This window comes from Pseudomonas sp. TE31087, from assembly GCF_057284075.1.
The window spans coordinates 1,833,763-1,854,857 of sequence record NZ_JBXVNN010000001.1 but is presented as its reverse complement, the minus strand read 5'-3'; the positions used below and the strand labels follow the sequence as shown (position 1 = coordinate 1,854,857).

At 66.2% G+C, this 21,095-nt stretch carries 18 protein-coding genes; 10 read left to right on the top strand and 8 right to left on the bottom strand.

Features of this window, described 5'->3' with window-relative positions; all coding sequences use genetic code 11:
• Positions 1-293 precede the first annotated feature (293 nt).
• Positions 294-1,658, top strand: a complete 1,365-nt coding sequence (locus tag ACZ899_RS08360; protein WP_234561433.1) for an APC family permease — start codon at positions 294-296, stop codon at positions 1,656-1,658.
• A 17-nt stretch (positions 1,659-1,675) separates the two neighbouring features.
• Entirely contained in the window at positions 1,676-2,785 is a 1,110-nt protein-coding gene (locus ACZ899_RS08355; protein ID WP_234561432.1) for a DmpA family aminopeptidase, read from the top strand.
• 99 nt (positions 2,786-2,884) lie between these two features.
• Here ACZ899_RS08355 and ACZ899_RS08350 read toward each other — a convergent pair whose 3' ends face one another.
• Complete coding sequence (locus ACZ899_RS08350) at positions 2,885-4,213, bottom strand: MFS transporter (RefSeq protein ID WP_234561431.1); 1,329 nt, start codon at positions 4,211-4,213, stop codon at positions 2,885-2,887.
• A 154-nt stretch (positions 4,214-4,367) separates the two neighbouring features.
• Here ACZ899_RS08350 and ACZ899_RS08345 point away from each other — a divergent pair, with 154 nt between their 5' ends.
• Both ACZ899_RS08345 and ACZ899_RS08340 read left to right on the top strand, forming a co-directional pair.
• On the top strand, positions 4,368-5,471 hold the full coding sequence (locus ACZ899_RS08345; RefSeq protein WP_234561430.1) for a sugar diacid recognition domain-containing protein: 1,104 nt from the start codon (positions 4,368-4,370) through the stop codon (positions 5,469-5,471).
• Positions 5,472-5,572: 101 nt separating this feature from the next.
• Positions 5,573-6,712: a glycerate kinase gene (locus ACZ899_RS08340; protein ID WP_234561429.1), complete on the top strand. Its 1,140-nt coding sequence runs from the start codon at positions 5,573-5,575 to the stop codon at positions 6,710-6,712.
• Between the two features lie 84 nt (positions 6,713-6,796).
• Here ACZ899_RS08340 and ACZ899_RS08335 read toward each other — a convergent pair whose 3' ends face one another.
• Both ACZ899_RS08335 and ACZ899_RS08330 read right to left on the bottom strand, forming a co-directional pair.
• The gene (locus ACZ899_RS08335; RefSeq protein ID WP_234561428.1) at positions 6,797-7,687 is read right to left on the bottom strand and encodes a dihydrodipicolinate synthase family protein; all 891 of its coding nucleotides are present in this window, start codon (positions 7,685-7,687) and stop codon (positions 6,797-6,799) included.
• A 33-nt stretch (positions 7,688-7,720) separates the two neighbouring features.
• Entirely contained in the window at positions 7,721-8,503 is a 783-nt protein-coding gene (locus ACZ899_RS08330; protein ID WP_203647018.1) for an aldolase, read from the bottom strand.
• A 154-nt stretch (positions 8,504-8,657) separates the two neighbouring features.
• Between ACZ899_RS08330 and ACZ899_RS08325 the strand changes: the two genes are divergently transcribed.
• On the top strand, positions 8,658-9,200 hold the full coding sequence (locus ACZ899_RS08325; RefSeq protein ID WP_198743306.1) for a helix-turn-helix domain-containing protein: 543 nt from the start codon (positions 8,658-8,660) through the stop codon (positions 9,198-9,200).
• Positions 9,201-9,210: 10 nt separating this feature from the next.
• Positions 9,211-9,987, top strand: coding sequence for an AraC family transcriptional regulator (locus tag ACZ899_RS08320; protein WP_234561427.1), 777 nt, complete (start codon positions 9,211-9,213; stop codon positions 9,985-9,987).
• Between the two features lie 227 nt (positions 9,988-10,214).
• Here the strand turns inward: ACZ899_RS08320 and ACZ899_RS08315 are convergent, their stop codons facing one another.
• Complete coding sequence (locus ACZ899_RS08315; RefSeq protein WP_234561426.1) at positions 10,215-10,796, bottom strand: LysE family translocator; 582 nt, start codon at positions 10,794-10,796, stop codon at positions 10,215-10,217.
• 260 nt (positions 10,797-11,056) lie between these two features.
• Here ACZ899_RS08315 and ACZ899_RS08310 point away from each other — a divergent pair, with 260 nt between their 5' ends.
• Positions 11,057-12,628, top strand: coding sequence for a TerC family protein (locus ACZ899_RS08310; RefSeq protein WP_232856506.1), 1,572 nt, complete (start codon positions 11,057-11,059; stop codon positions 12,626-12,628).
• Here the strand turns inward: ACZ899_RS08310 and rarD are convergent.
• Positions 12,591-13,478 (bottom strand): EamA family transporter RarD, encoded by an 888-nt coding sequence (gene rarD, locus ACZ899_RS08305; RefSeq protein ID WP_234561425.1) that lies wholly within the window; start codon positions 13,476-13,478, stop codon positions 12,591-12,593. The two genes, ACZ899_RS08310 and rarD, sit on opposite strands and share 38 nt — an antisense overlap.
• Before the next feature lie 34 nt (positions 13,479-13,512).
• Positions 13,513-15,108, bottom strand: a complete 1,596-nt coding sequence (locus ACZ899_RS08300; protein WP_234561424.1) for an EAL domain-containing protein — start codon at positions 15,106-15,108, stop codon at positions 13,513-13,515.
• Positions 15,109-15,422: 314 nt separating this feature from the next.
• On the opposite strand from ACZ899_RS08300, the gene hppD reads away from it, so the two are divergent.
• The gene (gene hppD / locus ACZ899_RS08295) at positions 15,423-16,499 is read left to right on the top strand and encodes a 4-hydroxyphenylpyruvate dioxygenase (protein WP_234561423.1); all 1,077 of its coding nucleotides are present in this window, start codon (positions 15,423-15,425) and stop codon (positions 16,497-16,499) included.
• A gap of 94 nt (positions 16,500-16,593) precedes the next feature.
• On the opposite strand, the gene ACZ899_RS08290 is transcribed toward hppD, so the two are convergent.
• Positions 16,594-17,280, bottom strand: coding sequence for a type 1 glutamine amidotransferase domain-containing protein (locus ACZ899_RS08290; RefSeq protein WP_485627566.1), 687 nt, complete (start codon positions 17,278-17,280; stop codon positions 16,594-16,596).
• Between the two features lie 146 nt (positions 17,281-17,426).
• On the opposite strand from ACZ899_RS08290, the gene ACZ899_RS08285 reads away from it, so the two are divergent.
• Together ACZ899_RS08285 and ACZ899_RS08280 are read left to right on the top strand one after the other, a co-directional pair.
• Complete coding sequence (locus ACZ899_RS08285; protein ID WP_234561421.1) at positions 17,427-17,876, top strand: nucleoside deaminase; 450 nt, start codon at positions 17,427-17,429, stop codon at positions 17,874-17,876.
• Positions 17,866-19,929, top strand: a complete 2,064-nt coding sequence (locus tag ACZ899_RS08280; RefSeq protein WP_234561420.1) for a hybrid sensor histidine kinase/response regulator — start codon at positions 17,866-17,868, stop codon at positions 19,927-19,929. Before ACZ899_RS08285 ends, ACZ899_RS08280 begins: the two co-directional genes overlap by 11 nt.
• A 9-nt stretch (positions 19,930-19,938) precedes the next feature.
• Here ACZ899_RS08280 and ACZ899_RS08275 read toward each other — a convergent pair whose 3' ends face one another.
• A complete protein-coding gene (locus ACZ899_RS08275) occupies positions 19,939-20,994 on the bottom strand; it encodes a tetratricopeptide repeat protein (protein ID WP_234561419.1) in 1,056 nt (351 codons plus the stop codon).
• Between the last annotated feature and the right edge of the window lie 101 nt (positions 20,995-21,095).

The window sequence follows — 21,095 nt, the reverse complement described above, 5'->3', positions numbered from 1 at the left end:
CATTGCTGGCGACTGTTACTAGTCAGTTGGCTGGAATGAGGGGGGCGTGGGAGCGGGCTTGCCCCGCGATATTGCAGGGTTGCCTGACGCTACGCCATCGCGGGGCCAGCCCGCTCCCACAAAATTCAACCTGCGATTGCGCAGTCTTGTGAGGTTTCCTGCTCCCCGTCAAGAGGCGTACCCCCTTTAGGTAATTGGCCCAGTCGCTGCGCCAGCCTACAGTCCAGCCCAGGTCCAGCGGCCGCGTGACCGGTTTTCCCCTCACAACCAATAACAACCAGAGGAAAAACGCCATGAGCTCCAGCACAGCGCCCACGGGCGCACTCCAGCAACGGCTGGGGGTGTTCGACGTGGTCGCCATCACCGTGTCGGCGGTGACCCCGGCCAGTTCCGTGTTCGTCATCGCCCCGTTCGCCATCCAGCAGGCCGGCAGCGGCGCCTTTCTCTCGTTCATCATGGCGGCGGTCCTGGCGCTGATGTTCGCCTGGTGCTACGCCGAGCTGGGGCGTGCCCACAGCTCCGCCGGCGGCGAATATGTGTACGCCAAGCGGGTGTTCGGCGGGCTGGCCGGCTACGCCACCTTCCTCACCGTGCTGGCTTCGATGCTGTTCATCCCGCCGGTGCTCGCCGCTGGTGCCGCCACCTACCTGAACAACGCCCTGGGCACCAGGTTCGACACCCAGGCGGTGGCCCTGGTGATCGTGGTGTCGAGCTATGCGCTGGGCATTCTCAATATTCGCCTGAACGCCTGGATCACCGGGTTGTTCCTGTTCTGCGAAGTCGCCGCGCTGCTGGTGATCGTGACACTGGGTTTCGGCAACGCCAGCCAGCCGGTGGCAAGCCTGCTGCAACCGCAGATGCTCGAGCAGGGCAGCCTGGTCGTCGCGCCCTGGGCGCTGGTGCTGGGGGCGGTGGGCATGGCCCTGTTCGCCTTCAACGGCTACGGTGGCGCGGTGCTGCTGGCCGAGGACATGAAGGACCGTGGCCGTACCGTGCACCGGGCGGTGCTGTGGTCGTTGGTGGTCGTGGTGGCGATCGAGGTGATTCCGCTGGCGGCGCTGCTGATTGGCGCGCCGTCGCTGCAGGCGATGCTGGCCAGCGGCGACCCGATCGGTTACCTGCTCACTGCCCACGGCAACCAGACACTGGCGCGGCTGGTGAGTGCCGGGATCTTCCTCTCGGTGTTCAACGCCATCGTCGCCATCGTCATCCAGGTCGGCCGGGTGGTGTACAGCAGCGGCCGCGATGCGATCTGGACGCCAACCCTCAACCGCGCCTTCACGCTGATCCACCCGCGCTGGGAATCGCCGTGGCTGGCGACCCTGTTCCTGGCCGTGCCGTCGGCGTTGCTGAGCCTGTCCGGCAGCCTGGAACAACTGACTTCGTTCACCGTGCTGCTGTTGTTGCTGATCTACCTGGTGGTGGCGGCCTGCGCACTGTGCAGCCGGGTGCTGCGCCGCGACCGTGAGCACCCGTACCGCATGCCGCTGTGGCCGTTGCCGGCGTTGCTGGCGGTCAGCGGCGCCGGTTGGCTGCTGGTGACCTTGCTGCGCGAGGCATCGCTGCGCGACCTGTTGATCATTCTCGGGCTGCTGGCCGTGTCGATGGTGTTGTACAGCACCCACGGCCGCCTCAGCCCGACTTTCCAGAAATTGTGAGCATCCAAGGAGTACACATGCGTGCGCGTCAACTGGGCATCACCCTCGGCCACGGCACCCCGGGCCCGTTCAATGCCATCACCGACGTTCCAGGGGTACGGGTCGGCCACAGCACCCTGATCGACGAACAACGCCCGGCGCCGATCCGCACCGGGGTGACCCTGATCGAGCCGCGCGCGGGCGCGGCCCGTCAGCAGCCGTGCTTCGCCGGCTGCCACGTGCTCAACGGCAACGGCGACGCCACGGGGCTGGAGTGGATTCGCGAGGCCGGGCTGCTGACCACGCCGATCGCCATCACCAACACCCACAGCGTCGGCGTGGTGCGCGACGCGCTGATCGCCGCCGAGCGCGAGCGTCTGCCGGACGACGCGGTGTACTGGTGCATGCCGGTGGTGATGGAAACCTACGATGGCCTGCTCAATGACATCTGGGGCCAGCACGTGACGCCGGCGCAGGTGCGCCAGGCGCAGCAGGCCGCGGAGTCAGGCCCGGTGCAGGAAGGCCCGGTGGGCGGTGGCACGGGGATGATCTGCCACGAGTTCAAGGGCGGCATCGGCACCGCCTCGCGGCGCCTGGAGGACGGGCAGGGGGGCTGGACGGTCGGCGTCCTGGTCCAGGCCAACCATGGCCAGCGACGCGAGCTGCGGGTCGACGGCTATCCGGTGGGGCGCCAGCTGGGTCACCTGCAGTCGCCCTTCGCCGAGGCCGAGGCGGGGACCCCGGGGATGGGTTCTATCGTGGTGGTGATCGCCACCGACGCGCCCTTGCTGCCGCACCAGTGCCAGCGCCTGGCGCAGCGGGCGTCGATCGGCATCGCCCGCACCGGTGGCGGTACCGAGGACTCCAGCGGCGATATCTTCCTGGCGTTTTCCACCGGCAACCAGGGATTGCCGCCCGCTGACTACGGGCGCAAGGGGCTGGCCCAGTGCACAGGCGTGCAAATGCTCAACAACGACCATATCTCGGGGTTGTTCATGGCGGCGGCGGAGGCGGTGGAGGAGGCGATCGTCAATGCCTTGCTGGCGGGGCGGACGATGCAGGGCAAGGGTGGGTTGGTGGTGCCGGCGCTGGAGGGGGATACGCTGCTGACGGCGTTGCACGAGGCGGGGTGGAAGCCTCGTAACTAGCGTTATGACCATCGCGGGGCAAGCCCGCTCCCACAGATCCTGTGCCGGCTGGCTACTGGCGTGGGAGCGGGCTTGCCCCGCGATGAGGTTGTCTGCTGTCTAGCGGGCTCCCGCCAACACGGCATTACCCCCCCGCGAAACCCGCAACGCCACCAGGCTGCCGACCACGATCAACCCCGCCAGCGCATACAGCGCCGCATCGGTCGACCCGGTCTGGTCCTTGATGAAGCCCACCAGGTAAGGGCTGAGGAAACCGGCCATCTGCCCCACCGAGTTGATGATCGCCAGGCCCGCCACGGCGGTGCCGGCGGTCAGCAGCGCGGTGGGCATCGGCCAGAACATCGGCAGGCCGGTCAGCGCGCCCATGGTGGCGATGGACAGGCCGAGGATGGCGATGGGCGGATTGCCGGCGAAGTTCACCGCGATCAGCAGGCCCAGGGCGCCCATCAGCATCGGCACCACAAGGTGCCAGCGGCGCTCGTTGCGCAGGTCCGCCGAACGGCCGACCAGGATCATGAACACACCCGCCAACAGGTACGGGATGGCGCTCAGCCAGCCGATCAGCAGCGGGTTGTCGAAGCCCATGTTCTTGATGATCGACGGCAGCCAGAAGTTGATGGCGTAGACGCCGCTCTGGATGCAGAAGTAGACGAAACCGAAGGTCCAGATCAGCGGGTTGGTCAGCACCGACAGCACGCTGTCACCGCGGGTGGCCGGCTTGCTGGCAGCGTCGGCCTTGAGGTCCGCCTCGATCAGCTGGCACTCGGCCGGGCTCAGCCACTTGGCAGTCTGGTAGCCGTCGCTGAGCAGCACGATGGCCAGCGCGCCGAGCACCACGGTGGGCAGCCCCTGGATCAGGAACATCCACTGCCAGCCGGCCAGGCCATGCTGGCCGGCGGCAAAGTGCTCGAGGATCCAGCCGGAGAAGGGTCCGCCGAGCAGGCCGGACACCGGGATCGCCGACATGAACAGGGCCATGATGCGGCCGCGGCGGTCCGCCGGGAACCAGCGCGAGAGGTACAGCACCACGCCGGGGAAGAAGCCCGCCTCGGCGGCGCCGGTGAGCAGGCGCAGGGCATAGAACTCGGTGGGGGTGGTGACGAACAGCAGGCAGGTGGACAGGCTGCCCCAGGCGATCATCATCAGCGCGATCCAGCGCCGCGGGCCGAAGCGGTTGAGCGCCAGGTTGCTGGGCAGGCCGCAGAGCACGTAGCCGATGAAGAAGATGCCGGCGCCGAGGCCGTATACGGTTTCGCTGAATTTCAGCGCGTCGAGCATCTGCAGCTTGGCGAAGCCGACGTTGACGCGGTCCAGGTAGTTGAACAGGTAGCAGATGAAAATGAACGGGATCAGCCGCAGGGTAATGCGCCGGTACAGCGCGTTGCGGGTGATCTCGATGCCTTGGTCAGGGGCGGGGCTGTGTGCCATGATCGGGTTCTCTGTTGTTATGGTTGTCACCGCGTCGCCTGTGCCGGCGCTCGCCTTGAGCAGTCTCGGGGAGTGTAGCGCGGCTGTCTTTGTGCTTTTGCACAGTGTCAGGTGCAGGCTGCTGTGCCGTCGACCAATGCCGAAGGACCCTTACATGTTCGAGCTGGACCACGACCTGGCCCAGGACATCGTCAACCGGGCGATGGCCATCCTGCCGTGCAACGTCAATGTGATGGACAGCCAGGGCCTGATCCTCGGCAGTGGCGAGCCCGAGCGCATCAATACCCGTCACGAAGGCGCGCAACTGGTGCTGGCCAACGGCCGCATCGTCGAGCTGGATACGGAAGCGGCCAAGTGCCTCAAGGGCGTGCAGCCCGGCGTCAACCTGCCGCTGATGCTCGATGGCCGGCTGATCGGCGTGCTGGGGCTGACCGGTGATCCGCAGCAACTGCGCACCTACGGCGAGCTGGTGCGCATGACCGCCGAGATGTTGCTGGCCCAGCGTCACCTGCAGGTGGAGCAGCAATGGCGCCGCCAGCGCTGCGACGACCTGCTGGCGCTGCTGCTGGGCGGCAGCGGTGAGTCACCGCGCCTGGTCGACGAGGCCCAGCAATTGGGGCTCAAGCCCAACCTGCCACGGATCCCTTGTCTGTTCGAGCTGCGCGCCGGGCCGCCTGCCGAGGCCCTGTCAGCCTGGCTGATGAGTCGCTACCCGGACAGTTGGTGCGTCAGTCCCGCACGCCAGTCGCTGCTATGGTGCCGCCCGGCGGGCGTGGTGCTGGACGAGCCGCGCCTGTTCGAGCGCCTGCAGCGCCATGGTTGGGACGTCGAACGCCTGGCCCTGGGCAGCCCGGCGCAGAGCCTGGAGCAGTTGCGCCGTGGTTATCGGCGGGTTCGCGACCTGCAGGCCTACGGCCGTGAAGTGCTGCCTGACGAGCGTCTGCTGAGCCTGGAGCGCTACCGCTTGCCGGCTTTGCTCTGGCGGCATCGCAACGACGATGCCCTGGATGAGCTGCTCGAACCGTTGCAGCGCATCCGCGCCAAGGACGCCAGTGGCCAGTTGCTGCTCACCCTGCGTGCCTGGTGCGCCCATGACGGGCAGAGCCAGGCCTGCGCCGAGGCCCTGGGAATCCATCGCAACAGCCTGCGCTATCGGCTGGAGCGGATCGCCGAGCTGGGGGAGGTGGACCCGTTGCGGATGGAGGGGATGCTGAGCCTGTATTTGGGGTTGCAGTTGTTGCCGGCAAAGGGGCTGTAGAGGCATCCGCCCAATCAACGCCCCTGGGTTTTGTGCATCCGACCGAGGCTGGCGTGGCGTACACCTGTCAGCATGCGCGACAACAGGACAGGAGAATCCCCATGAAGATCGTCATCGCCCCCGACTCGTTCAAGGACAGCCTCGATGCTGCCGGTGTCGCCCGCGCCATCGCCGCCGGCCTGGCCGAAGTCTGGCCGGCGTCCGAGCGCATCGAATGCCCGATGGCCGATGGCGGCGAAGGCACCATGGAGGCGATCGTCGCCGCCAGCCATGGCGAACTGCGTCGCCAGGTGGTGCGCGGCCCGTTGGGCGAGACGGTCGAGGCGGGTTGGGGTTGGCTGGCCGAGAGCCGCACGGCGGTGATCGAGATGGCCCAGGCCAGTGGCATCCAGCTGGTGCCCAACGGCCAGCGCGACGCTTGCCGCAGCAGCACCTGGGGCACCGGCGAACTGGTGGCGGCGGCGTTGGCGGCCGGTGCCTCGCGCATCGTCCTGGCCATCGGCGGCAGTGCCACCAATGATGGCGGTAGCGGCATGTTGCGGGCGTTGGGCCTGCGCTTGCTGGATGCCCAGGGCGAACCGTTGGCCGAGGGCGGACTGGCCCTGGCGCAATTGGCGCGCATCGACGCCAGCGGCCTGGACCCGCGCCTGGCGCAGGTCCAGGTGGAGGTTGCCGCCGATGTCGACAACCCGTTGTGCGGGGACAATGGTGCTTCGGCGATCTTCGGCCCGCAGAAGGGCGCCAGCCCCGAGCAGGTGCAGGCCCTGGACCAGGCCCTGGCACATTTCGCCGACCATTGCGCAGGCTTGCTGGGCACGGATGTGCGTGACCAGCCGGGCAGCGGCGCGGCCGGGGGCATGGGGTTTGCCGCCAAGGCGTTCATGGGCGCGCAGTTCCGCCCGGGCGTCGAGGTGGTCGCCGAGCTGGCCGGGCTCGATGGCCTGGTGCAGGGCGCGGACCTGGTGATCACCGGCGAAGGACGCTTCGATGCCCAGACCCTGCGCGGCAAGACGCCGCTTGGGGTGGCGCGCGTGGCCAGGCGACATGGTGTACCGGTGGTGGTTTTGGCGGGGACCCTGGGGGCCGGTTACGAGCAGTTGTACGCACAGGGCATCGACGCCGCCTTTGCCTTGGCCAGCGGACCGATGACCTTGGAGCAGGCCTGTGACCAAGCCGAGACGCTGCTGAAGGCGCGGGCCGGGGATGTGGCGCGGTTGTGGCAGGTGGCGCGCCAGCGCTGATCAGAACACCGTCCGGGTCGGGGCGGTGTTCTCAAGTGTGTAGATGACCTGTGGGAGTGGCCCCCCACAGGCACGTTGACGATGTCAGCCCTGATACAAGGCGTCGAGCAGCGCCTTCAGCTGGTCGCGGCCCTGGGCATCCAGCCCGAACACCGGCCGGCGCGGCTCGCCCACCGGCAACCCGGTCATCTCCAGGCCAGCCTTGATGGTCGCCGGCAAACCTCCCTTGAGAATGAAGTCAAGCAACGGCAGTTGGCGGTAGAACAGCGCCTTGGCCTGTTCCTGCTCACCGTTCTGCACCGCCTGGTACAGCCGCAGGTTCAGTTCGGGAATCAGGTTGGCCGCCGCCGTGCACCAGCCCGTGGCGCCCGCCACGAAGGCTTCCAGCGCCAGCGGGTTGCAACCGTTGTAGAACGGTACCTGGCCTTCACCGAGCAGTTGCAGCTTGTGCATGCGCTGGATGTCGCCGGTGCTCTCCTTGACCATGGTCACGTTGTCCACCTCGCGGACGATGCGCAGGATCAGCTCCACCGGCATGTCGGTGCCGCTGGTGGCCGGGTTGTTGTAGAGCATGATCGGCAGGTCGATGGCCGCGCCGATGGCGCGGTAGTGCTGGACGATCTCGGCTTCGCTGAGTTTCCAGTAGGCCGCCGGCAGCACCATTACCGCGTCGGCGCCGTGCTGCTGGGCGAAGCGGGCGCGGCGCACGGCGCCGGCGGTGGTCAGGTCGGAGACGCTGACGATGCTCGGCACGCGCTTGCCGATGCGCTCCAGGCTGTACTGGGCGACCTGCTGCCATTCGCCGTCGCTCAGGTAGGCGCCTTCGCCGGTGCTGCCCAGCGGCGCGATGGCGTGGACGTCGCCGTCGATCAGGCGGTCGATGGAGCGGCCCAGGGCCGGCAGGTCAAGCTGTTCACCGTCCTGGGTGAACGGGGTGATGGTGTAGCCGATGATGCCGTGGAATCGAGTGGTCATGGTGTGTGGCTCCGCAAGCAAGGCAAGATGGGGTCAGGCGAGGCAATCGGCGTGCTGGCGCAGCGCCTGCCGGGCGTAATAGTTGAAGGCGGCGCCGTGGCGCTTGGGCCGGTCGATCCAGTCGTGGGCGTCGCGGCCGAGCTCCGGGGCGATCGGCTTGATGGTGCCGGCGGCCATCGCCAGCAGTTGCAGGCGCGCGGCGCGCTCGATCAGTTGGGCGTAGACGCAGGCCTGCTCGATGCTGGTGCCGGTGGACAGCTGGCCGTGGTGCGAGAGCAGGATGGCGCGCTTGTCGCCCAGGGCGGCGCTGATGATCTCGCCTTCCTCATTGCCCACCGGCACGCCCGGCCAGGCCTCGAGGAACGCGCAGTCCTCGTACAGCGGGCACAGGTCCATGTGCGAGACCTGCAGCGGCACTTCGAGCATCGACAGCGCGGCGACGTGGGTGGGGTGGGTGTGGATGATGCAGTTGACGTCGGGGCGGGCGCGGTACACCCAGCTGTGGAAGCGGTTGGCCGGGTTGGGCATGCCCTGGCCTTCGAGCACTTCGAGGTCTTCGTTGACCAGCAGCAGGTTGCCGGCGGTGATTTCGTCGAAGCCCAGGCCCAGTTGCTGGGTGTAGAAGGTGCCCGGCTGCGGGCCGCGGGCGCTGATCTGCCCGGCCAGGCCCGAGTCGTGGCCGTTATCGAAGAGAATTCGGCAGGTCAGGGCCAGCTTTTCGCGCACAGTCCACGTATTATCGGCAAGCGAGCCTTGCATCTGTGTCAGTGCCTTTTGCACCAGCTGGTCTTTGCTGAGGGTAAGGGTATTGGCCATGGGGAGCTTTCCTCTGTGGCGTGATGACGGATGTCAGGGCTGGCTCGCCCCCGAGCTTTGGACGGTGAGGGGGCGAGCCATCAGATGACACAAATAATCCTATATGACACAAAGTGTCATAAGCAAGTGCGTTTGTTCGGGAAACCCGCGTCACATGTCTATCCGACTGAAACTGCTGAGAAAGAAACTGGGCATCACCCTTGAGCAACTGGCCGACAAGTCCGGCATGACCAAGAGTTACCTGTCCAAGGTCGAGCGCGGCCTCAACACGCCGTCGATCGCCGCCGCGCTGAAGCTGGCGCGGGCGCTGAACGTCAATGTCGAGGAGCTGTTCGACGGCGAGCACGACGGCCAGGCGCGCTACAGCCTGGTGCGCCGCGGCGAGCGCCAGGCGCTGGTGGGTGGTGGCGAGGGGCCGGGATATGCGGTGCTGACCTCCCAGGTTGGCCAGCGCAGCCTGCTGCCGTTCCTGATCCAGCCACCGACCGCGTTCAGCGACCCGACTTTCAAGGAGCACGAAGGCGAGGAGTTCCTGTTCGTCCACGAGGGCCAGGTGGAGGTGGACTTCATGAGCGAACGGGTGTTGCTGGAGGCGGGCGATGCCCTGCATTTCAATGCCCAGACCCCGCACCGCCTGCGTTCGGTCGGCGAGCGCCAGGCGCAGTTGCTGGTGGTGGTGCAGGGCGGCGAGGGGTGAGGGCGGGGCGATGATCGAGGTCTCGCGGTTCTGGCGTGATCCGGCATTGCCCTTTGTCGAAGCCCGGCGCGTGGGGGACGGCCGCAAGGTGTGCTATGCGGCCCATTCCCACGAGAGTTTCTCCATCGGCGTGATTACCGGTGGGCGCAGCACCTACCTGACCGGCAACGCCCGGCATGAGGTGGCGGCGGGGAGCACGGTGCTGATGAACCCGGGCGTGGTGCACACCTGCAACCCGATCCAGGGCGAGCTCTGGTCGTACCTGATGCTGTTCGTCGACATGCCCTGGCTGCTGGCGCGTGGCTTCGCGCTGCCCTCGGCGACCTTGAGCACATCGGCGGTGCTGTACGGGCAGTTGCTGGCGCTGTTCGCCGGGTTGTTCGAGCCCGGCAACGAGGGTCGGGAGGCGCAGCTGGAGGCGTTCTTCAGGGGCTTGGCGCAGGTGCTGGAGGCGGACGCGAGCGGCCAGCCACCACGCCATCCACGTCTTGAGCTGGCCGCCGCGTTCATCCGTGCCCATCGCCTCGACCCGCTGACGCTGGAGGACATCTGCGCTGCGGCGGGGCTGTCACGGGCCTACCTGATCCGCGCGTTCGGCAAGCGCTTCGGCCTGACGCCCCATGGCTACCTGCTCGACCAGCGGGTGCAGCACGCCCGGGCGCAACTGCGGGCCGGCAGGCCGATTGCCGAGGTTGCGCTGGAGGCGGGGTTCGCCGACCAGGCGCACCTGCAGCGGGCCTTCAAGCGCCACCTGGCGACCACGCCTGGGCATTATCGCAATGGCTGAATACCAGGCATGTCCCACCTGCGCGGGAGATCGCCCAACCCTTTGGGCTACGCTGTAGCGCAGAGAACAGAGTTGCAAGCATCACCAGCGTGGGAGCGGGCTTGCCCCGCGATGCGATGTATGGCACCGGCTTTGCCGGTGATCGCGGGGCAAGCCCGCTCCCACGCTATCTTTGTTGAACCCAAGTGTTGCGTTCATGTTCCATGTGAGCGGGCGGTCCAATAGCCTCACACCATCAGGTAAACCGCGCTCGCCACCAGCAACCCCGCCAGCACCCGATTGAGCAGGCGCATCCGCCAGGGCTCGGCCAGGTACTGGCGGATCACGCTGCCGGCCCAGGCCCAGCTGGCGACGGAGACGAAGCAGATCGGCCCGTAGATCCAGGTGAACTGCCACAGCAACTGCTGCTCGCCGCCGGTATAGGCGCCGATCCCGGCCACCGCCGCCAGCCAGGCCTTGGGGCTCAGCCACTGCATGGCCGCGCCGTGCCAGGCGCTGGGCGCTCGCCGGTTGTCGTCGGCACCCAGTCCGCCATCGTCACTGGCCAGTTTCCAGGCCATGTACAGCAGAAACAGCACGCCACCCCAGTGCAGCAACCGCCCCAGCAACGGCCAGCGCAGCAACAGCTCATGCACGCCCAGCCCCACCAGCACCAGCAGCAGACAGAAACCCAGGGTGGCGCCGGCGGCATGCCCGATGCTGGCCCGCAAGCCATGGCGTGCGCCGCTGCCGAGGGCAACGATGTTGACCGGGCCGGGGGAGATGGAGGCAGCCAGGGCAAAGGCTGCCATGGACAATGTCAGGCTCATTGGAGGTTTCCATGCAGGAGGAGGGTGTGGCTATCCTGGCTAAGACCGTGACGGGCGTATTGAACAAAAATGCCCTGCCGCACCTGTTACAGCTTTTGTAATAGTTTTGCGCTATCAGAGAAATCTGCTTCGATTGTAGGATCGACATCCCTATTTTCTATCAAGGTCTATATGAGCACCTTCGCGGAGCCCCCCAGTCCCTGGCCGTCCCGGCCTTCCTTCCCCCGTCTTCGTGACGCCGCCCCTGTGAGTACCCGCTAATGGAATGGCTAGCCGACCCCACGGCCTGGCTGGGCCTGTTGACGCTTATCGTCCTCGAGCTGGTGCTGGGTATCGACAACCTGGTGTTCATCGCCATTCTTGCCGACAAACTGCCGCCGCACCAGCGCGACCGCGCCCGGGTGATCGGCCTGTCGTTGGCGCTGATCATGCGCCTGGGCCTTTTGGCCAGCATCTCGTGGATGGTGACCCTCACCGCGCCGCTGATCGAGGTGTTCGGCAAGACCTTCTCCGGCCGTGACCTGATCATGCTGTTCGGTGGCGTGTTCCTGCTGTTCAAGGCCACCATGGAACTGCACGAACGCCTCGAGGGTCATGTCGCCCAGAGCGGCGGCGTGACCCGTCACGCGGCGTTCTGGCCGATCGTCGCGCAGATCGTGGTGCTCGACGCGGTGTTCTCGCTGGACGCGGTGATCACCGCCGTGGGCATGGTCGAACAGCTGTCGGTGATGATGATCGCGGTGATCTTCTCCATCGGTATCATGATTGTCGCCAGCAAGCCGCTGACCCGCTTCGTCAACGAACACCCGACAGTGATCATGCTGTGCCTGGGCTTCCTGATGATGATCGGCTTCAGCCTCACCGCCGAAGGCCTGGGCTTCCATATTCCCAAGGGCTACCTGTACGCGGCCATCGGCTTCTCGCTGTTGATCGAGCTGTTCAACCAGCTGGCCCGCGCCCGTCGCAAGCGCAGCCTGCATCAGCACCGGCCATTGCGTGAGCGCACGGCCCACGCGGTGCTGCGCCTGATGGGTGGGCGCCGGGTCGAGGCCGACGAGGTGGGCGAGGAGATCGCCGACCTGGTGGCCGGTGGTGACGAGCAGGTGGTCTTCGACCGCCGTGAGCGGGTGATGATCAGTGGCGTGCTCAACTTGGCCGAGCGGCCGATCCGCACGGTGATGACGGTGCGGGCCAAGGTCGATGCCATCGACCTGTCGCAGCCGGCCGAGGCGATCACCCAGATGCTGGTCAACTCGTCGTACTCGCGCCTGCCGCTGATCCGCGACGGGCGTATCGAGGAACCGCTGGGCTACGTGCACAAGAAGGAGCTGCTCAAGGAACTGCTGGGCGGTAACCAGCCGGCGCTGGAACATCTGGCCCGGGCGCCGTTGAACCTGCTGGAGAGCTTCAGCATCCTCAACGCCCTGGAGCAGATGCGCGCCCAGTCCACCCACATCGCCTTCGTGGTCAACGAATTCGGTGACTTCACCGGGGTGCTGACCATGACCGACATCCTCGAGTCGATTGCCGGCGAGCTGCCGGATGCGAGCGAGGTGGAGGGGCCGGGCGTGGTCGAGGAGGCGGGCGGTTTCGTGGTCAGTGGCGCCCTGAACCTGGCCCAGGTCCAGGCGCGCACAGGCTTCGCCGCCCGTGCCACCGAGGACTACCAGACCCTGGCGGGCCTGGTGATGAGCCTGCTGGACCGCCTGCCGGTGGTGGGTGATCACCTGGCCTGGAACGGCTGGACCATGACCGTGGTGGCGGTGGAGGAGCGTCGGGTGCGCCAGGTGCGCCTTACACCGAACGCCGACGCTGACGCAGCAGGTGCTTGATGCCTTCGAGCACCAGCACCAGCACGGCGCCCCAGATCGGCAGGTAGGTCAGCCACTGGTCGGGGCCGATGGTCTCGCCCAGCAGCAGGGCCACGCCCACCAGCAGCACCGGCTCGACGTAGCTGAGCAGGCCGAACAGGCTGAACGGCAACAGACGGCTGGCCAGCACGTAGGCGATCAGGGCACAGGCGCTGATCGCCCCGAGCAGCGGGATCAGCCCGTACAGGCCCGGGTGCTCGGCCAGGTCCGCCGCCGACAGCGGGCCCTGGATCACGAAGTACAGGGCCCACGGCAGCAGCAGGCACATGTCGCACCACAGGCCGCCCAGGTGGTCGGTGCGGCAGCGCCGTCTGAGGACGAAGTAGATCGGGTAGCCGATCATCACCAGCAGGGTTTCCCAGGCGAAGCTGCCGTGCTGGTACAGCTCGTGGCCAACCCCGAGCACGGCGAAGCTCACCGCGACCTTCTGCATGCGCGACAGGCGTTCGCCGTACACCAGCCGCCCGGTCAGCACCATGGCCAGTGGCAGCAGGAAGTAGCCCATCGACACTTCCAGGCTGCGCCCGTGCAGAGGCGCCCAGAGGAACAGCCACAACTGCACGCCCATCAGCCACGAAGTGCCGACCATGCCGAGCAGCAGCAGCGGTGCGCGGCGCACCCGCCCGAGCAGCTCGCCGACCCGTTTCCAGTCTTTCGAGACCAGCATGAACAGCGTCAGGCAGGGCAGGGTCAGCAGGGTGCGCCAGCCGAAGATCTCCTCGCCGTCCAGGGGCTTGAGGAAGGAGGTATAGAAGTACATCACGGCGAACAGACAGGACGCCATGACCGACGAAAGAATGCCTTTTGACACGAATGCCTCGGAAAACGGGAAGTGAGCGGGCGGATCAGCCGCGCATGATCTCAGGGCCATTGCCCGGCGGCAACTGCGGGCTACCTGGCTGGGCGGCCAGGGCCAGCAGCAGTTCGTCGGCGGGCATCGGCCGGGCGAACAGGTAGCCCTGCTGGAAATCCACTTCGTGGCGTGCCAGGTAGTCGCGCTGTACCTCGGTCTCCACGCCTTCGGCGACGATGCCCAGGCCCAGCTTGGCCGAGAGTTCGATGATGGTGTCGAGGATATGCTGGGACAGGGCGTCGCCGCCGATCATGGCGACGAAGCTCTGGTCGATCTTCAGGTAGTCGACCTGGAATTGGCGCAGGTAGTTGAGGCTGGACTGGCCGGTGCCGAAGTCGTCCAGGGCGATCATCACGCCCATGTCGTGCAGCTTCTCGAACAGTTCCAACGTCACCGGAGTCGGCTCGATCAGCTTGCGTTCGGTCAGCTCCAGGGTCAGTACCACGCGCTTGGGCGGGAAGTGCTGGAGGAAGGTCTGGCAGTCGTCGAGCAGGCCCAGGTCGCGGCAATGGTCGGCGGTGATGTTGATGCCGACATGGAAACCGTCCTCCAGCAGCGCCGCATGCGGGGCCAGGGCTTGGGCGGTGTGCAGCATCAGGGCCCGGGTCATGGCGACGATCTGGCCGCTGTGCTCGGCGTAGGGAATGAACAGGTCGGGGCGCACCAGCCCTTCGCGAGGGTGCTGCCAGCGCATCAGCACCTCGACACCGGCCCAGCGGTAATCCCCCTTGCGTACCACCGGCTGGAAGTACGGCAAGAACTCGTCGGCATCCAGGGCCCGGTCCAGCTCGCCCCGCGATGAGCTGGCGCGGCGGATCTGCCAGCGGCAGGCGGCGCCGGCCGCCACGCCCAGCATCAGCAGCAGGCTCAGCAGGGCGGGGTAGCGCGAGCGCATCAACGCGGCCTGCTTGCCTTCTTCGTAGCCAGCGTGCACATCGAACGGATAACGGGTGGAGGCATACTGCGCGGCGGCGGTGGCCGCGAGCGGCGGCTTGCCGTCGTGAACCTGGCCATCGCTGCCCATCCAGTGATGGCCGACATGCACCTTTACCAGGTTGTCGGCGCCGATCAGGTGCAGCGCGGTGAGCAGGTGGCGGCCATCCACAGTAGTGATCGCGCCACGGTCGCCACGGCCTTCCTGGCTGACCCGGTAGACCAGCAGGGCCTGTCCCGGGGTGACCGAGTTGCCATTCATCAGCCACAGTTGGCCATTGGTGTAGTCCTTGGCATCCACCGGCTCGTCGAAGTCGCCGAACAGCGAGGTGCAGTACAGCCGGTCGTGGTCGAACAGGTTGGTCGAGCGCACGAAGGCGTTGCGCGTCACCTCGATGCGCAGGGCCAACTGCACCTCGTCGCAGGGTAGCCCGGCCTTGGGCAGCAGGTGATGGGCGGCGCTGGACAGGCTGTCGAGGATTGCTTCGACATGGCCGCCCACTTCGCGGGCCGTGGCCTGGCTGCTGGCTTGCAGTTCCTGTTCGGTCTGCCAGCGCATCACCGCCAGCCCGCACAGCAGCGGCAGCACGCCGACACCCCAGGGCAGCAGGGCGCGCCAACTCCAGCGGGCGGGGCGTTTGGCGGTCAGGGGCATGTGCGGGTGGACCTTCTGCAAGGCGACGGGATGCTGCTGAGAATAGCCGTTTGTCGGAACAGCCTGCGAACTAAAGCGCGACAAACAAATTTACGCACTGTAGAATCGGGTTACGAATACAACAATAAGGTTCTCCGCCTCCCGGGGAATCAAGCCCGCCGAGAATGGGTCCATATGACATACCATGGGTTCAAGCTGATCATTGGTGACTTCCTGGCCCGCAGCGTGCGCGGGATCCCTTGCTCACCACCACGCCATCTCCACATCCAAAGCCTGTAATAAACCGTTTTTCGCTTATAGATGAGGACACCCACATGGCAGATATCTTCGACAACCCGATGGGCCTGGAAGGCTTCGAATTCATCGAGCTCGCCTCACCGACCCCAGGCGTGCTGGAGCCGGTATTCCAGATTCTCGGTTTCACCAAGGTGGCCAGCCACCGCTCCAAGGATGTGCACCTGTATCGCCAGGGCGGCATCAACCTGATCCTGAACAACGAGCCCCAGAGCATCGCCTCGTACTTCGCCGCCGAGCATGGCCCATCGGTGTGCGGCATGGCCTTCCGCGTGCGCAACGCCCATGAAGCCTATGCTCGCGCCCTGGAACTGGGCGCCCAGCCGGTGGAAATCGAAACCGGCCCGATGGAACTGCGCCTGCCGGCGATCAAGGGTATCGGTGGCGCGCCGCTGTACCTGATCGACCGCTACGAGGAAGGCAGCTCGATCTATGACATCGACTTCAAGTTCATCGAAGGCGTGGACCGCAACCCGGTCGGCGCGGGCCTGAAGATCATTGACCACCTGACCCACAACGTCTATCGCGGACGCATGGCCTACTGGGCCAACTTCTATGAAAAGCTGTTCAACTTCCGCGAAATCCGCTACTTCGACATCAAGGGCGAGTACACCGGCCTGACCTCCAAGGCGATGACCGCGCCGGACGGCATGATCCGCATTCCGCTCAACGAGGAATCGTCGAAAGGGGCGGGACAGATCGAAGAGTTCCTGATGCAGTTCAACGGCGAAGGCATCCAGCACGTGGCCTTCCTCACCGACGACCTGCTCAAGACCTGGGACGCCCTCAAGGGCCTGGGCATGCGCTTCATGACCCCGCCGCCGCAGACCTACTACGAGATGCTCGAGGAGCGCCTGCCAGGGCACGGCGAGCCGGTCGACCAGCTGCAGGCCCGCGGCATCCTGCTCGATGGCGCCTCCGCGCCGGGCGACAAGCGCCTGCTGCTGCAGATCTTCTCGGAAACCCTGCTGGGCCCGGTGTTCTTCGAGTTCATCCAGCGCAAGGGTGACGACGGCTTCGGCGAAGGCAACTTCAAGGCGCTGTTCGAGTCGATCGAGCGTGACCAGGTGCGTCGTGGCGTGCTGAGCGTCGAGTAATACGACTTACCTGCAAGACCCATCGCGGGGCCAGCCCGCTCCCACGCCATGACGGGCGTGGGAGCGGGCTGGCCCCGCGATGCTTTTGTGGGAGCTACCGGTTGCGCAAGTAGCGAATCACCGCCTCGGCCACCCCGGTGGTGGAGGCCGGATTCTGCCCGGTGATCAGGCTGCCATCCTCCACCACGTAAGGCGCCCAGGGATCGTCCGCCTTGCTGTACTCGCCGCCACGGGCGCCCAGCTCGTTTTCGGTCAGGAACGGCACCACCTCGTCCAGTTCCGCCAGTTTCTCCTCGGTGTTGGAGAACCCGGTCACCCTGCGCCCCTTGAGCAGCAGGCTGTTGTCGCTGAGCTTGATATTGAGCAGGCCCACCACGCCATGGCACACCGCAGCGACAGCGCCGTCGCGCTCATGGATGCGCCGCGCGAGTTCTTGCAGCGGCTGGTTGTCGGGGAAGTCCCACATCACGCCATGTCCGCCGGTGTAGTAGATCGCGCTGTACTGCTCGGCCTTGACCTGCCCGGGGCTCAATGTGGCGCCCAGGCGGTTCATGAACGTCTTGTCGTCGTACCACTGCCAGTCCAGCTCCGGCGCCATGCGCAGGCTGTGCGGGTCGATGGGCACGTAGCCGCCCGCCGGACTGACGTAGTCGACGGCAAAGCCTGCCTGCTGCACCTTGTCGATGAAGTGCACGGCCTCACCCAGCCACAGTCCTGTGGCACGCGGGATGGTGGGGTACTTGGCGGTATTGGTCAGCACGACCAGGAGCTTCTTGTTCATGTGTGCATGCCCGTCGAATCCATGGGAAAACGGTTGGCCAGCAGGAGCGAAAGCCTTATCAGCATAGCCCTCGCCACGCAATGCGCCACGGGCGGCGAACGCTGTGCTAGGCTGCTGCAAATTCGATGCATTACCGGGGAGAAACCATGGACAAGGGCACTTCCACTTTCCTGCAGGCCGCCATCGACGAGGCTCGCAAGGGGCTCGAGGAGGGCGGCATCCCGATCGGCTCGGTGCTGGTGCACGACGGCAAGATCATCGGCCGCGGCCATAATCGCCGGGTGCAGAACGGTAGCGCCATCCTGCATGGCGAGATGGACGCCCTGGAAAATGCCGGTAGACAGCCTGCCCGGGTGTACCAGGAATCCACCCTCTATACCACCTTGTCGCCTTGTGCCATGTGCAGCGGGGCTATCCTGCTGTATGGCATCAAGCACGTGGTCATCGGTGAGAACACCACGTTCCTGGGAGAGGAAAAACTGCTCGGCAGCCGGGGTGTACGCCTGGATGTACACGACGATGAGGCCTGCAAGGCGCTGATGCGCCGGTTCATCGAGGAAAAGCCCGAGCTGTGGGACGAAGATATTGGCCGCTGACCTGCATGCCGGCGAGGGCGAGATCCAGGTCATTCACCTGGCACCGCCTTCCTCCCCGCTGGCCACCATGGGCAAGCCCATCGCCGACTTCGACTGGTTCACGACCCCGCTGGGGCCGCTGACGTCCTGGCCGCCCGCCCTGCGTATCGCCGCCGACATGGTATTGCTGTCTCCGTTTCCCTGTGCGCTGGTCTGGGGCCCGGCGCTGACCGTGATTCACAACCAACCCTACCAGGCCCTGCTGGGCGGTGAGGGTGGCCATCAGGGGCAGTCCTTCGATGCACTCTGGGCGCAGAACTGGGAGGGCATGGGCGCGGCGGTGTTCAAGGTGCTGAAGGGGCAGGGCAGCCTGATCGAGGACGCGCCGTTGCCTGTCAATCGAGAGGGCTTCGCGGCGACGGCCTGGGTGACGGGTTGCTATTCACCTATCCGTAACGACCAGGGTGAGGTTGCCGGCTTCCTGCATGCCCTGATCGAGACCACCGCCAGTTTCGAGACCGGGCGTGAGTGGCGTGAACTGGCGCTGTCCTTCGAGGCGCGCCTGGAGCAGTACCTGAGCGATCCGCAACATACCTGGCAGCTGTCGCCCGACGTGATGCTGATGCTCGATGCCAACCTGCACGTGCGCTCGGCCAATCCTGCCTGGCATCGCTCGCTGGGCTGGGGCGAGGCGTCGCATCTGCAGGTGAAGTTGCCTGAACTGTTTCACCCCGCCGATCGCACCGAAGCCCAGCTTGCATTGAAGTCGCTGCTGCAGGGGCAGGGCATGACGGCATTCGATGCTCGGGTCAGGCACAACGAAGGGCACTATTGCTGGTTCCGCTGGACCGGGGTTGCCGATCCGGCATTGCCCGCGCTGGTGGGACGGGACATTACCGCTGACCGCCAGGCGGTCCAGCGCCTGGCCGAGGCGGCGGTGCGGGACGGCCAGCGCATGGAAACCGTGGTGAAGGTTGCGGGTGGCCTGGCGCATGAAATGAACAACGTGCTGTCCGGTGTCGGCAGTAGCCTCGAACTGCTCGAGCGGCGCCTGGCCCAGGGGCGGATGGAGCGTGTCGAGGAATATGTGCAGATGGCCCGCGAATGTGCCCAGCGCGCCATTGGCCTGACCCAGAACCTGCTGGCGTTCGCCCGTAGCCAGCCGCTGTCGCCCAACCCACTGAATATCAATCGCCTGCTGCAGGAGATGGAGCCGATGTTGCGCCAGACCCTCGGCGCCGAAATGCACCTGGATTGGCAACTGGATGTCGCGCCCTGGTTGTTGCAGGTCGACGCCGATCAGTTGCGCAACGCCCTCCTGCACCTTTGCAGCAATGCCCGGGATGCCTGTCTTGGCCAGGGCACCCTGACGATCAGGACCTCCAACGAGCGCTTGGCGTTGGCCAGCGAGGGGCCGGCCAGTCTACCGGCGGGCGACTACGTCACGTTGCAGATCGAGGACGATGGCCACGGCATGTCCCGGGAGGATGTGGCGAGGGCCTTCGAGCCGTTCTTCACCACCAAGCCGTTGGGACAGGGGGCGGGCCTGGGGTTGCCCATGGTGCATGGTTTCGTGCGCCAGTCGGGCGGGCAGGTGTGGATCGAATCGAGCTTGGATCAAGGGACTCGGGTAGTGCTGATGTTCCCGCGCCATTCGGGTGTGCTGCCCGAGAGCATCGCCCTGGAAGCGTTGCCGGTTCAGGCCCGGGGCGAGCGGCTGCTGTTGGTCGATGACGAAGTCAATCTGCGCGGCCTGATGAAAGAGGCGCTGGTCGAATGCGGCTTCGAGGTGTGCGATGTGGCCGATGCCAATGGCGCACTGGGCGAGTTCCGGCATCGCGGCCCGTTCGACCTGGTGATCACCGATATCGGTTTGCCGGGAGGCTTCAGTGGGCGCCAGGTGGCCAAGGCGCTGCGGATGATGAAGCCGGAGCAGAAAATCCTGTTCATTACCGGCTTCACCAGCGACCCGGTCGAGCAGGCGTTGCTCGACGAGCCGGGCACGGCGTTGATGTTCAAGCCGTTCTCGTTGCAGACGCTGGTGGTCAAGATCCAGCGTATGTTGCAGGCCTGAAAGAAGGGCTCAGAGCCCCTGCTGCAGGTAGGGATCGTCCGGATTCTGTCGTTCCAGCTCGGCTAGCAGGACCTGGACATTCTGCAGTTGGCCGGTTTCCTTCCAGTACTCGATCAGCAACACCCGCGCCCGGCGGTTGGCGGGCTGGCGGTTGAGCACGGTTTCCAGCTGCTTCTGCGCGGCATCTATTTGCTCAAGCTGGTGCAGGGTGACAGCCAGGGTGTAGCGATAATCGTTGTTTTCCGGCTCCAGTTCGACCGCGCGGGCCAGCGCCAGCAGGGCGTATTCCTGTTGCTCGTGACGGGTCAGCCACAGCCCCAGCTCGTATTGCAGGAACGCCGAGTCGGGGCGTAGCGCCAGGGCCTTGGCCAGCACTTCACGGGAGGCGTCGTGACGGCCTTGCTGCTCCAGCAGGCGCACCTGGGTGGCCAGGGCGTCCAGCCCCTCGGGCGCCACCGTCAGGCTGCGTTGCAGGGCCCTGGTGGCAGCGTCGTAGGCTTGCTCATGCATGTACAGCCGGGCCAGGTGCACCTGGGCCGCGGCGTCATCGGGCTGTTGCTCCAGGGTCTGCTCGTATTGCTCCAGGGCATCCTGCAAGGGGCCAAAGTACAGACCGATGGCGTCAGGGTCGAGGCCTAGCAGCGCGTCTACCGCGGCGAAACGCACGCTTTGCTCGTCATCCTCCAGCAGCGGGCCCAGCACCAGGCTGCGCTGGGCGGCCGGCAGCAGGCGGCGGATGCTGGCGATGGCGGCGCGGCGGACCAGCGGGTCGGCGTGCTCCAGGTCTTGCTGGGCCAGCTTCAGTGCCTGTGGCGATGGGTAGTTGGGTAGCTCGACGTAGAGCGCGGCACGGCGGATCGGTGGCAGGTCGTCGCGTTGCAGCTGCTGGTAGAGCACCCGGGCGGCGCCCGGCAGGCCGTCGTGGGCCTGGCGCAGGGCCTTGGCGTAGCTGTGCGGCGGCAGGCTGGGCGCCGCGGGCTGCTGGTCACGCCACAGGTAGCCGATCGCGATGGGCAGTACCAGTACAAGCAGCAGGGCGATCAGGATCAGGTGGCGTCGTTGCATCTGGCGGTCCGGGGTGGCGGTACCGCAGAGCTTGGGGCAGGCGGGGGGCAATTGCAATGATGGGGGCTGACGGGGTGGCTCCCGGGCAGCGCAACGCCCCT

What these genes read in the sequence shown, in the direction of transcription:
- ACZ899_RS08355 (WP_234561432.1), top strand. Translation starts at nt 1,676, where the DNA reads ATGCGTGCGCGTCAACTGGGCATCACCCTCGGCCACGGCACCCCGGGC.
- ACZ899_RS08315 (WP_234561426.1), bottom strand. Translation starts at nt 10,796, where the DNA reads ATGAGCCTGACATTGTCCATGGCAGCCTTTGCCCTGGCTGCCTCCATC.
- ACZ899_RS08310 (WP_232856506.1), top strand. Translation starts at nt 11,057, where the DNA reads ATGGAATGGCTAGCCGACCCCACGGCCTGGCTGGGCCTGTTGACGCTT.
- ACZ899_RS08340 (WP_234561429.1), top strand. Translation starts at nt 5,573, where the DNA reads ATGAAGATCGTCATCGCCCCCGACTCGTTCAAGGACAGCCTCGATGCT.
- hppD (WP_234561423.1), top strand. Translation starts at nt 15,423, where the DNA reads ATGGCAGATATCTTCGACAACCCGATGGGCCTGGAAGGCTTCGAATTC.
- ACZ899_RS08300 (WP_234561424.1), bottom strand. Translation starts at nt 15,108, where the DNA reads ATGCCCCTGACCGCCAAACGCCCCGCCCGCTGGAGTTGGCGCGCCCTG.
- ACZ899_RS08320 (WP_234561427.1), top strand. Translation starts at nt 9,211, where the DNA reads ATGATCGAGGTCTCGCGGTTCTGGCGTGATCCGGCATTGCCCTTTGTC.
- ACZ899_RS08325 (WP_198743306.1), top strand. Translation starts at nt 8,658, where the DNA reads ATGTCTATCCGACTGAAACTGCTGAGAAAGAAACTGGGCATCACCCTT.
- ACZ899_RS08330 (WP_203647018.1), bottom strand. Translation starts at nt 8,503, where the DNA reads ATGGCCAATACCCTTACCCTCAGCAAAGACCAGCTGGTGCAAAAGGCA.
- ACZ899_RS08360 (WP_234561433.1), top strand. Translation starts at nt 294, where the DNA reads ATGAGCTCCAGCACAGCGCCCACGGGCGCACTCCAGCAACGGCTGGGG.
- ACZ899_RS08345 (WP_234561430.1), top strand. Translation starts at nt 4,368, where the DNA reads ATGTTCGAGCTGGACCACGACCTGGCCCAGGACATCGTCAACCGGGCG.
- ACZ899_RS08335 (WP_234561428.1), bottom strand. Translation starts at nt 7,687, where the DNA reads ATGACCACTCGATTCCACGGCATCATCGGCTACACCATCACCCCGTTC.
- ACZ899_RS08275 (WP_234561419.1), bottom strand. Translation starts at nt 20,994, where the DNA reads ATGCAACGACGCCACCTGATCCTGATCGCCCTGCTGCTTGTACTGGTA.
- ACZ899_RS08285 (WP_234561421.1), top strand. Translation starts at nt 17,427, where the DNA reads ATGGACAAGGGCACTTCCACTTTCCTGCAGGCCGCCATCGACGAGGCT.
- ACZ899_RS08290 (WP_485627566.1), bottom strand. Translation starts at nt 17,280, where the DNA reads ATGAACAAGAAGCTCCTGGTCGTGCTGACCAATACCGCCAAGTACCCC.
- ACZ899_RS08350 (WP_234561431.1), bottom strand. Translation starts at nt 4,213, where the DNA reads ATGGCACACAGCCCCGCCCCTGACCAAGGCATCGAGATCACCCGCAAC.